The 11,798-nt window shown below is 53.3% G+C and carries 7 protein-coding genes; all 7 read right to left on the bottom strand.

Translation table 11 applies throughout. From position 1 onward, the window contains the following. Nucleotides 1–31 precede the first annotated feature (31 nt). The 7 genes from SKZ59_RS23450 to SKZ59_RS23420 all read right to left on the bottom strand — a co-directional run bounded on the left by SKZ59_RS23450 (nt 32) and on the right by SKZ59_RS23420 (nt 11,754). Nucleotides 32–1,804: a ShlB/FhaC/HecB family hemolysin secretion/activation protein gene (locus SKZ59_RS23450; protein ID WP_319993084.1), complete on the bottom strand. Its 1,773-nt coding sequence runs from the start codon at nt 1,802–1,804 to the stop codon at nt 32–34. A 297-nt stretch (nt 1,805–2,101) separates the two neighbouring features. Next, nucleotides 2,102–2,893, bottom strand: coding sequence for a hypothetical protein (locus tag SKZ59_RS23445; RefSeq protein ID WP_070306025.1), 792 nt, complete (start codon nt 2,891–2,893; stop codon nt 2,102–2,104). A 484-nt stretch (nt 2,894–3,377) separates the two neighbouring features. Continuing rightward, nucleotides 3,378–4,169 carry a hypothetical protein gene (locus SKZ59_RS23440; protein WP_070306027.1) on the bottom strand — a complete coding sequence of 264 codons (792 nt, stop codon included), beginning with the start codon at nt 4,167–4,169 and terminating at the stop codon, nt 3,378–3,380. Between the two features lie 124 nt (nt 4,170–4,293). After that, a complete protein-coding gene (locus SKZ59_RS23435) occupies nt 4,294–5,085 on the bottom strand; it encodes a hypothetical protein (protein ID WP_139143530.1) in 792 nt (263 codons plus the stop codon). A gap of 14 nt (nt 5,086–5,099) precedes the next feature. Further along, nucleotides 5,100–7,994, bottom strand: coding sequence for a T6SS effector BTH_I2691 family protein (locus SKZ59_RS23430; protein WP_319993083.1), 2,895 nt, complete (start codon nt 7,992–7,994; stop codon nt 5,100–5,102). A 45-nt stretch (nt 7,995–8,039) separates the two neighbouring features. Further along, nucleotides 8,040–8,963, bottom strand: a complete 924-nt coding sequence (locus SKZ59_RS23425) for a DUF4123 domain-containing protein (RefSeq protein WP_319993082.1) — start codon at nt 8,961–8,963, stop codon at nt 8,040–8,042. Further along, nucleotides 8,950–11,754, bottom strand: coding sequence for a type VI secretion system Vgr family protein (locus SKZ59_RS23420; RefSeq protein WP_319993081.1), 2,805 nt, complete (start codon nt 11,752–11,754; stop codon nt 8,950–8,952). The genes SKZ59_RS23425 and SKZ59_RS23420 overlap by 14 nt, the downstream gene beginning before the upstream one ends. Between the last annotated feature and the right edge of the window lie 44 nt (nt 11,755–11,798).

Raw genomic sequence — 11,798 nt, 5'->3', positions numbered from 1 at the left:
AGGGAGATGACAACTGATCGATGGCGGCGTCTTAGTAACTGGCGTTCAGGCTGAAGCCGGCCGTATGGCTGGCCGTACGGAACAGCTCGGGTTTGCGCACGGGCCAGCCGACAAAGGCGTCGTACTGCACGCCCAGCCACTGGCCGCGCAAACCGACGAAGCCGCCCGTCAGGCGCCGCGCAATCAGCCATTCGGCGGATGGCCCCGACACTTCGCCGTGGTCCAGCCCGGCATACGCTTCCTGGCCGCTGCTGCCCAGCGGCACGCCGAGCTCATTGCGCAGCAGCCAGCCGCGCTCGGCGGACAAGCTGCTTTCGCCGTCGTAGCCACGTACCGTGTAGCGCCCGCCGATGGCAAAGCGGTCTTGCGGCACCAGCGGCGTGCGGTTGTGCTGCATGCGCCAGCTGCCCGCGTAGCGCAGCGGCTGGCCGGCCAGCTTGAACGGTGCCGACAGGGCCGCGTCGGCCAGGATGAGTTTGAAACGCGACGTGCCCTCGCCAAATGCTTCCTCGGGCGCCGCCATCGCATGCATCGCGCCCGTGCCGCGCCGGTATTGCAGGTTCAAGTCCAAGGTGGCCTGTCCCATGAATTCGCGATGACCGATACCCAGTTCCCAGCCCGCCATGCGGCGGCGCTGCACTTCCACTTCCGTGTCGTCGATGAAGTTTTGCGCGGCGCGTTGCCAGCCACGCAAGGACACCGTCGTCTTGCGCGACGCATCGCGGTACACCAGGCGCGAGAGTTTCACTTCCTTGTTCTGGCTGGCGCCGCTGTAGTTGTAGTCTTGATTGATGCCGGCCACGGACTGGTGGTAATGGCTGTCGCTGGCCGTGAAGGCCAACAGCCAGTAGGCGTAGGGAATCGAATAGTGGGCCACCATGCCGCCCGTGCCGCGCGGGCCGTTGCGGTCGCCGTCGACGTTCTGGTTCAGGCTCAGGTAAAACAGGTCGTTCAGGGTCAACCAGTGGTCGTACGACAGGGTCACGCTGCCCTGCAGCTTGCCTGTCGAGCGCGAACCGCCATCATCGAGGCCCAGCGCCAGCCGAAACGGCAAGCCCTGCTTCCACTGGATCTGCAGGTCGCTCTCGCCCGGCTTGGCGTTGCCGCCCTCGGCCGGCATGATCTGGATATCGGCCTCGGCCGTCGGCACGCGCTTGAAGTTCTCCAGCGCCTGCTCCGTATCGCGCACGTTGAGCAAGTCGCCGGGCCGCGCCGGCACGGCATTCCACCAAGTGGCCCGGGGATTCGTGCCGGGCGCAAAACCGATCTGGCGGATACGCCCCGGTATCACGCTCAAGGCCAAACTACCCTTGCTCAAGTCCTGCGGCTCGGCCAGCACGCGCGTGGTGACGTAGCCGCGCGCGATGATGGCGTTCTGCATGCGGCCCATCAGTACATTGATGGCCTGCGTGCCCAGGCAACGGCCCAGCGGAGAATCCAGCGCGCCCAGGTCGTCGCGGTTGGTGGCGTTCAATGCCAACTGAAACTGCGCCGCATCCTCGCCGCGCAACACAAGATGGTCAATCGTAAAACACGGCGATTCGCCCGTCGGCAAGCGGTTTGCTGACACCGCGGCAGGCGCATCGAGCAGGCGCACGTCGGGATTGCGTTCCTGCTGCTGGCGCAGGACGCGCTCGCGCTCTTGCTGGCGTATCAATTCTTGGCTGGCATCGTCGCGCTGGCTGCTGCCAGGCGTGGTGGGAAGGGGCGGCGCGATTTCGGGACGGGTCTGCGCGGACACGGCGGCACACAGGGTGCCGCTAAACAAAAATACACCGCACCATGGCGTCAAGCGCAGGTGCATATGTTGCCTTAAATAATTATTTACGTAAGGAAATTATAAATTAATTATTTCTACCGGGCAACTTTATTTATTTCTTGAGAACTTTACCTCTTTGGTAACTACTTTTCATCTATCCAATTACCACTAGTAATCAAAGATATCGTCTTGAGCACCCAAGATCATGCTGAAGCCTGCGACAAGATCTCCGTCACTTGTCGCTGCCTGTACGCTGGAACAGCACCTAGCGTGCCTGCAGCAGCCTGGACGATCACTGCCAAGCCAGATATTTTCTGAACGGGAAATTTATTTTTGAAATTATCAAGCAGACTGAATTTTGTATTTCGACCTATGCTTCTTCAATGCCAATTCACAGCTATACCCAATAAAACCATAGCTGTGATCCTTGAATAAAGTAACGCCTTCGCGCATATCAAAGTCATTTGGCCTTGGAAAACCATGGACAGCGAAAATTTCTGTCGCATAGACCGCATAGTCACGCATGGTTCTAAAGCTCCAATACTCAAAAGGAAAACAAAAAATTAGCGGCATCAGAAATATGATGCCAAACATCGTAATTAAATGCTCTTTTTTTTCTAACGATACATCGATAGAAAAAAGAAGCATAAGTGAAAGAATTATCCAAACAGCGAATGTCATGTTCCTTGCAAATTTCATGCAACTCCAGAAAAAAGCACGCTCTCCGCAATAAGCATTCAATGGCATCATAAAAAAGCTATCGTCGATGCGCAGCAAACTGTGTACGTACAGCACATCCTCTTTCTGTGTCACCACCAATTTTACGATATCGCCATCCTTGATCTTGTCAGCGTCTCTAAAAACGCCACACACTACTTTTCCATTGACCATTCCGGCAAAATTGTACATATCTTCGCCATCGTAAAAACTCAGCATGGCGGCATTTGTCAAGGCTCCTGGCATGCCGTTGATCACGGCTGCAACGCCACCAGCCAGATTTTTTTCCACAAAGCTGCTTTCGATTTCATCAAGTAAATTCACATTTGTTGCAGCCATATGGAATTCCGTGAGCTTTCCCTCCACTGTAAAAAAATCCCCTTCGGAAGATGTATTTTCAATATTCTCTTCGGCCATGATTCGCTTCCTAACAATTATGCTTGAACCGCCTTTAATGCCTTATGCAGCTCCATCAATTTTTTCACCAGAATCAAACAGCTATTCGCTAGCTCCCACTTCTTTTCCTCAAGTCGCATATTTATCAGGCAGATGGAATCTTGTGCTTCAACCTGTGTTTTTTCAGAGCCAGCTCACAATTCGTTGCAAAAAATACATTTCCATTATTTTCGAAAAAAGTAATCCCTTTGCGAGCATCAAATACATCTGACTTTGGGAAACCATAAGCGAGGAAAATTTTCTCAGCGCATACAGAATAATCACGTATGCTCTTATATTTCCAGCATTAGAAAGGAAAACAAAACAGCGGAGGAATCAACAATATCGCGCCAAATGCTGTAATTAAATTTTCTTTTTTCCATTGATACCAATAATATATTTCCAATAACCCATCAATTCCGCGCAGGGAGTAACTGAGATCGAACTTCAAAATTAAAAAAAATTATCAGGAAGATTGAATATTATATTTCAACCGGTGTTTCTTCAAAGCCAACTCACAACTATATCCAATAAAGCCATGGCTTTGATTTTTAAATAAAGTAGCACCCATTCGCATATCAAAGTCACTAGGTCTTGGAAAACCATGGGCAGCGAAAATTTCTGTCGCACATATCGAATAATCACGCATGGTTCTGAAGCTCCAATATTCGAAAGGAAACCAAAAAACCAAAGGAGCCAGGAATATAATTCCACATGCCACAATTAAATATTCTTTTTTTTCAACTGATATATCAACATATGAAAAAAAGGCAGCAAAAGCCATAATCCACATAAACAGTATCATATTCCGCGCAAACTTCATGCAACTCCAGAAAAAAGCTCGCTTTCCGCAATAGGTATTCAATGGCATCAGCAACAAACTATCGTCAATACGGAGCAAACTGTGCACGTACAGCACGTCATTTCTCTGTGTCACCACCAATTTTACGATATCGCCATCCTTGATTTTATCAGCGTCTCTAAAAACACCACACACTACTTTTCCGTTGACCATTCCGGCAAAATTGTACATATCTTCGCCATCGTAAAAACTCAGCATGGCGGCATTTGCCAATGCCCCTGGCATGCCGTTGATGAGGGCGGCAACGCCACCTGCCAAATTTTTTTCCACAAAGCTGCTTTCGATTTCATCAAGTAAATTCACATTTGTTGCAGCCATATGGAATTCCGTGAGCTTTCCTTCCACTGTAAAAAAATCCCCTTCGGAAGATGTTTTTTCAATATTCTCTTCGGCCATGATGCGCTTCCTAACAGTTCTGCTTGAGCCACCTTTAATGCTTTATGTAACTCCATCGTTTTTTTCACCAGAATCAAACAACTATTCGCTAGCCCCCTCTTCTTTTCATAAAGTTACATATTTATCAAGCAGGTGGAATCTTGTGCTTCAACCTGTGTTTTTTCAGAGCAAGCTCACAATTCGTCGCAAAAAATCCATTTCCATTATTTTCGAAAAAAGTAATCCCTCTGCGAGCATCAAATACATCTGGCTTTGGGAAACCATAAGCGAGGAAAATTTTCTCAGCGTAGACTGAATAACCACGCATACTCTTATATGTCCAGTATTCGAAAGGAAAACAAAACAACGGAGGTATCAACAATATTGCGCCAAATGCTGTAATTAAATTTTCTTTCTTTTCCATTGATACATCGATCAATAAAAAAAATCCAGAAAATAAAACAACCCAAACAAATAACGTCATGTTTCTTGCAAATCTCATGCAATTCCATAAAAAAGCGCGTTCTCCGCAATAAGCATTCAGAGGCATCAATAAGAGGCTATCCTCTATACGAAGAAGGCTGTGTACGTGCAGGACATCACCCCTTCTTGCCACGACCAATTTGACGACATCGCCATCCCTGATCTTGTCCGCATCATCAAAAACACCACAGACTACTTCGCCATTGACCAGCCCGGCAAAAGTATGCATATCTTCGCCATCGTAAAAACTTAGCATGGCTGACGTTGCCAATGTTCCAGGCATGCCATTGATGGCCGCTGCGACGCCACCTGCAAGGTTTTTCTCCTCAATATTTTTTTCTATTTTCCTGAGTAAGTTTATAGTTGTTGCAGCAGTCTGAAAATCTGTGATTTTTCCTTCCAGTGTAAAGAAAACCTCATTTGAAAACATGTCTTCATTTTTCTCTTCTGTCACACTAACCTCAAAATTTATGATTGTATTGCCTTCAAAGCTTTCTGCAACTCCATTAGCTCCTGTTCAACAGTAGCAAATGGTTTCTCAGAAAACCATCCTCTTTCCTTTCTAAAGCTACACGCTTGAAACCAATTTTCCAATTCATCGTCCATGATCCATACTCGATATCCGACTTCGACAACAGTTATCCCTAAACCAATCAGATTAAACCGAGCCAACCTTATCAATAAAATAGTTCTGCCACCTACCAGGCTTTGTGCCAATCCACCAAAATAATTTATTGTCTTCAAAGAAAAACTGAAATTTTTCGCCAATTGGGATCCTGCCAATCGCGCCAATAAAGGAGCGCCGTAGGATAATGCAGCGGCCAAGCCCAAACCCATGTTTATTGCACCAAAAACAGCTCGGCTAGTGTAAATTCCCACCAAAACCCCATTAGATCGTTCCTTCTTTATTTCATCATAAGCCGAAAGAATATCCAAACAAACTACAATGAAACCCGAAATAGCCCCCAGTACCCCCGCAGCCATTTTGAATCCGCCGCGAATAATATCTGCCGCCTTATTTATCCCGTTAATTTTACTATAAGGTAAAATTTCCCGTATAGATTTTGTCACAGCATAGATCAGATCAAAAGTTATACTACTCAGTGAAAATATTGAGGCTGCCACCTCAGCCTTTAGTCTGGGAGAATCCTGAAAATGAGGCAATTTTGTTGCCAGGGAAAGGCTTTCAATTGACATTAAAAGGACACCCATGCGGGCATGGCGAAAGTTATTGGTCTCGGGCCTTTTACCCACATCTAATTCGTCCAGTGCAATCTTGACCTTGTTTTTTACCTTTGCCTGTTCATCTTCTATCAGTTTTTCTATGCTCCCTTCCACTTTTGCCGCATCTGCCTGAGCAATTCTGGTGGCCTCTTTTCGCGCTAGACGCTCAGCTTTATTTTCTATGCTTTGCTCTAATTTGTTTTTTTTACTTTCCGTTTTCAGCGTTTCAGCGTATTTCTTGGATTTTTCTCTTAATTCATCAATATTTTTTTGCTTTAGAGGAACCATCAATTCTTCGAAAGTTATCTTTTCAGCAAGATCAGCTAACTTAGAGTACAGCAATACACCGACGACGCCGGAAATTGCCTTGTCCAGCTTCCCGCTTTTAGTGGACAGTGCCTGAGTCCACTCCGATATTTTTGCAAATGCCATCCCCTCCGCAGTTCGATGATATTTTGATAAATTTACTATCGGCTTTTTTGTACTGGCCGATGGGTCCTTGTTGTGAATTTTAAGGACCCCGCTATCGCGCAACCATTCATCCCATGCGGAATCAATTTTCTTAAAGGAATCAATCAGGCCTTTGCAGGCCTTTAACCACGGTGCCGCCTGTACTTTTGAAATATCTCCGGCAGCCTCGACCTGGTCTTTAGCTTCCTTGAAAGCTTTTTCCGCTGCATCGTATAAAGATTTATGATTGTAAAAATTTGAACGCATGTACAAATTTTTTCTGTCAATTGAATTTACATCCATCCAACTTTTAAGAACAGGCGCATTTTCCGTACTCGCGAACATGCCAAACACACACCGGGAATATTCAAAATTAAAGCAAAAACCGCTGCTGATATTTTCTTCATCATAACTATCAAATGCGTCAACCAGTTCCGTGGATATCACCCACCTGGCATGATCGGCGGTTCTCTTCTTCGATTTTGCCTCAGCTTCTCGCGACAGTTTATCCAGGGTTTTCCGAAGTAAATCAATTTCCGAGACAGAGATGAGCGATTCATATTTTTTCTCGAATTTTTCGCGCGCATCCTGTTCACTGCCCGCAAGAATCTGCTCGCGCCTTTTCTCTCTCGCTTCAGAAGTTTTTCTTATTCTCTCTTCGATTATTTCAGCTTCTTTTACCCGATTTAATTTCCTGAGCATTTCAGCATTATTTTTATTGATGTCCGGAAGTGCCCTCAAATCCATGTCATCAAGATTTTTCTTTCTGATTTCTACGCCATATTTGACGACACAGTCCTTGATATCATCAATACCGACCATGACGTCCATCTTCCGCCGATTGCTGACTTTTTCCTTGTCAACCTGCCCAAGAAAATCCTCAAGCGGTTGTAGGGCGGCATTACGAAAATCGTTCAATTCCTGTGTGATGCCGATCGGGTCAAACACAGCAAAGGCTGCCGCCTTGGTCGCCACCATTTTCTCTTCCAGCTTCCCGATCCGCCCGCCCGGCGTCGCTAGCGGAAGATTTGCCATGCCTTCATAAGCATCGCAACTTGCCATGTAGAGCTGCTGCATGAGGATTTTCCCCAAGGGGCTCTTGCAGGCATTTTGATATTGCCGGGCGAGTACGGCCTCGGGCACGTATTTGCCCAGCTCTTCAGGCTTCAGGCTGTGCGGCTGTTCGGTACTGCCTGCCGCCCATTCCTTCGGCAGGAATACCTGCATCTGTCCAGTTCCAACCCTGGCGTCGGGATTGGCCGCATAGGCGTCCAGCCGATCTGTCGTCATGGCAGTCGGCGTAAACAGCAGATAAATTTTTTCGACAAACTCGATCTTGTCGATCGAGATCAGGCTGGCATTGATGCCGCAGGTGGTGCGGTCGCAGGAGAAAGTCACGGCCGCCGAGGGCGGTGTATCGACGGGGAATTTCGACAGAAAGGCGTCGTCGTCGGCAAAATAGCCCTCCCAATACAGCAGGCCCGACCGCTTGATCAGCACGTACAGGAAGCCGGAGCGCAGCAGGCGCGGCGCATAGCTGGCGTTTTCCAGTTTGATGTGCTTGACCTTGTCGCCCAGCTTGCCTGGCAGCGCGGGCACGCTGCCGGCCGCCCCCTCGCCCACCACTGCCGCATAGCGCAAGGGCAAGATGAACAAGCCGTTTTTATCGCAGAATTTACAGTCTTTCATCGCTCTTCCTGTTAGGTGTGCGGCACGCGGCCATTCTGCTGGGCATCAGTCCAGGGAATGCAGACGGGCTTTCAATACTATGTCCAGCGGCAAGCCTTGCGTCGCTGCCATCCGCATCAGTTCCCCGAGGGCGGGGTGCAAGGTGAAGGCCTGGCCGTATTCGACGGCGCGCCAGGCATAGGCGATCTGGTCGTCAGCCTGCTCCAGGCCCGCACTTGCGCTGTGGACAAGATGGTGGTCGATTTGCGCATCGATGCCAGGCCCGATTGCCGTTTGCCTTGCGCGCAGGATGCGCACCACCAGGTTGATCTGCTCGACGCGCTCCATCGCCTGCATGGTTGGCTCATCGATACGCAGGGGAATGTCTTGCAGCGCCGATACCGGCTGCGCATGGCCATGCTGGATCAACTGCCCATCGCGGTCGAGCTGGCACCATTTTTCAACAGGACCGAGCAGATCGGAAAAACTGCTGTCCCCCCCTGTTCCTGCCACGCTAGACGGGGGCAACACTCTTGCCAGATGCGGCATGACGCGCGGGTCAAAATAGCGCAGGTAGACGGCGTCGCCGGACGGATAGCGCACATTCAGGCGCGCCAGCATGGCGCTGCGCAAGCGCTCCAGGGTCGCCTGGCCAAACAGCCAGGCACAGATCCGGGGTACCGCTCCCGCTTCGGCTTGCTGCTCCAGCGCAAGCTTCAGGCTCTGTTCGACCAGCGCGTAGTGCTCGGGCCGGCGGTTTGACAGTTCGAGCAGCATCGGCGCGCGTTGCAAGTCATCCTCGAAGATCGGGTCATCGAGCAGCACGCTGGCCGCAGGCGGCGACAGGGCTTCGATCGCCTCGCGCAAGGGATTGTCGATGAACTGGTCGATCAGGACGATGGTCCTGTCATAGTCGCGGGCCACGTTGTACAGCACTTCATCGGCGCGCACCGCCGATACCGTTGGCGATGGTGAATTATCGTTTGACACTGGCCGCTCCCGCCATCGTGGCATCGAGAAGTTTCAGCGCGCAGCTTTTCAATTGTCCCATCGGCAAGGCCAGGGGTACAGGACTGGCGCTGGCCGGCCCCGTGAACTCCTTCATGCCGGCCTTGAATTCCATCTTGCCGGGTCCATGGATTTCGATATTGCCGCCCTCGAGCTTGATATAGGCGCCCTGCACTGTCATCAGCACATGCTGCTTGCCGCTGATATTGACGCTTTTACTGACGCTGGCCACGGTCACGGCCTTGTCTGCGGTTAATTTTGTTTCATCGGACTGGCTCTGGCTGCTGACCTTGCCGCTGGCGGCGTGCAGGCGGATGCCGGTTTCCTGGTTGGGTTTATCGGCTTTGCTGGCCTTGCCATAGGTGAACAGGCTGATGCCGGAACTGATCGCATGAAAATGGTTGCCTTGCGCGCCGAAATTGATGTCCTGCCCTGCCGCGATGCTGCTCGTATTGCCGGCGGCGAAAAGCGCATTGAGCGGCGTGGTGGCGGCGATGCCGGCCGGACTGGACAATTGCAACTGGGGCGCCCCGTAGGCCGTTGCCTGGCCGTCGCCCGTGCCCGTCGTGCCCTTGAGCATGTCGATGCTGTTCGCCAATTGTTTCAATGCGGGCAGCGTATCGGGCGCCGTTTCGGCCTGGCCTTGCCCACCGCCCAACACAGCCTTGTGCTTTTGCGCCGTCTCGGCAAGCGAAGTCAGCAAGGCCAGGCTCTGTTCGATCTGGGCCGTGGCTTCCTTCGTATCCATCTGCGTGCCGCTGGCGTTGGTACGCCCGTCGGTCGACAGCAGCAGCCCCTGCCCCGCACGCAGCGCGGCGCTGTGCTCGGTTTTCAGTTCGGCGCCGAAGCCGGCGGCGGCCAGCCGCTGGTTGTCGGTCTGATGGCGCAAGTGCCCGAGGTTCAGCTCGGCAGTACCCTGGTGCGCGCCGGCATGGCGCTGCAGGGCCACGCGCGGCTGACCCGGACTGTCGTCGAACACGAGCTGGCTGTACGCCGCGCCGCCCTGCTGGCTGGCCTGCATGGCTTGGCTCTTGATGCCGGACAACGCGGCCGGATGAGCATGCGCGCCCGCCTCACCGGGAAACCAGGCCGGTGCATTGCCGGTGGCGGGCCCGGCGCCATGGGACACGCGATTATTCTGGGCATCGGCCGTGCCCTGGCCGTTGTAGACGGCACCGATCACGAGCGGCCGGTCGATATTGCCTTCCAGGAAATCAATCAATACTTCCTGGCCGATGCGCGGCAAGGCATGGCCACCCCAGTTGGCGCCCGCCACCGGCGCCATGGTGGAGGCCACGCGCACCCAGGTGCCGGCACTGTCATCGCCAGGCGCACCAGTATGCTTGCCGCCTTGCGGATGGTCGAGGCGGCTGTGGCTCGTGACGCCGCGCTGCCAGTGAAATTGCACCTTGATGCGGTGGTCGCGGTCGGTGTGAATCGCGGCGCCGGCCGGGCCCACCACGACGGCCGTCTGCTGGCCATGCACGGTCGGGCGCGGATGCAGCAGCCGGCCATGCTGGTCCTTGCCGCTGGCGCGATAAGGAATGTTGCTGCGGATGGCATCGATGCGGTTCCGGTACAGGGGCCGCTCGGCAATGGCGCCCAGCAGCGCGGGCATGCGGTGCAGGCTGCCCGCTTGCTCCTTGCGGATGGCCGCATCGAGCAGGCCCGTCTTGAGCGTTTGCACAACGGACGATTGCAGATCCGCGCTCAGGTTGTTGTGCATCAGGTGCACCGTGCGCACAACCAGGAAGTTGCGTGCGTCGTCGCTACCCTGGTCGAACACCGGCTGTCCCTGCAAGCTGAACGTGGTGCCCGGCGACAAGGTACGCACGGTACCGGCCGCCACATGGACTTCCTTGCCCGCTTCAAGCGCCTGCAACTGGTTGCGCGCGATACGCTGGCCCTGCTCACGCGAGGCGTAGGCATAGGCCCCGGGCGCGTCGCGGCTGAGCAGCTCCACCTGCTGCGCCTCACCCGTCGCGCTGGCGACACGCTGGTCGAGCGAGCGGTAATCCCAGCTGCCGATGGCGATGGCATTGGTCTGCTGGCGCAATTCGGTGCGCCAGCGGTCGATGCTGTCGACCTTCATCACGGCACCCGGCTGCGTGAAATCGATGCTGCTCTGGGCATTTGGCTTGAACGCGCCGTTATGGTCCGCGATCACCAGGCAGTGGCTGCCCAGGCTGGGGCTGCCCTGGTCGCCGCTGTGCTCATAGTAATAGAACAGGCCTTCCTCGTGCATCAAGCGCTGCGCGTAGGCCCAGTCGCTTTCCTGGTATTGGGCGCTCAGGCTGCGTTTCGGGTATGCCGCGCGGTCGAGAATATCGAAACGCCAGGCTGGCGCCAGCTTGCCCTGCGCCTGGTAAGCGGCAAACAGCGCGTCGAGGATGTCGAATACCGTCATGTCCTGGAACACGCGGCTGTCGCGGCCGTGGGCAAGAAACGTGCTCCACGGTTCCAGTGTCAACTGATAGCGCGCCATGCCGCCATTCGCGCCAACCAGCTCAACGGCGGTGATGTGGCCGTGGAACGGGCGCAGCGCGTCGGCGCTGGTCGCGGTCAGCAATTGCAGCAGGGCCGGCTGGCCGATCAGGGTACGCAAGGAAATGGCGGCGTCCGTCGACAGGGCCGCGATCTGGAACACGAAGCCCGTGCTCAAGCCCTCCTCGCCGCGCACGCATTCGGCCAGCAGGCGGTCAGCGCCGAGGGGCGTGGTCAGCTGTAACAATCTGCTGGCTTGCGTGAAACTGGCGGGCAAGGACATGGACATCCGGAACTCCATCACGCGGCTTACCGCATAAAATTAGTAAATAA

It is taken from the genome of Janthinobacterium sp. GMG2 (assembly GCF_033949445.1).
Classification (GTDB): Bacteria; Pseudomonadota; Gammaproteobacteria; order Burkholderiales; family Burkholderiaceae_D; genus Janthinobacterium; species Janthinobacterium aestuarii.
This window is presented reverse-complemented; position numbering and strand designations above follow the sequence as displayed.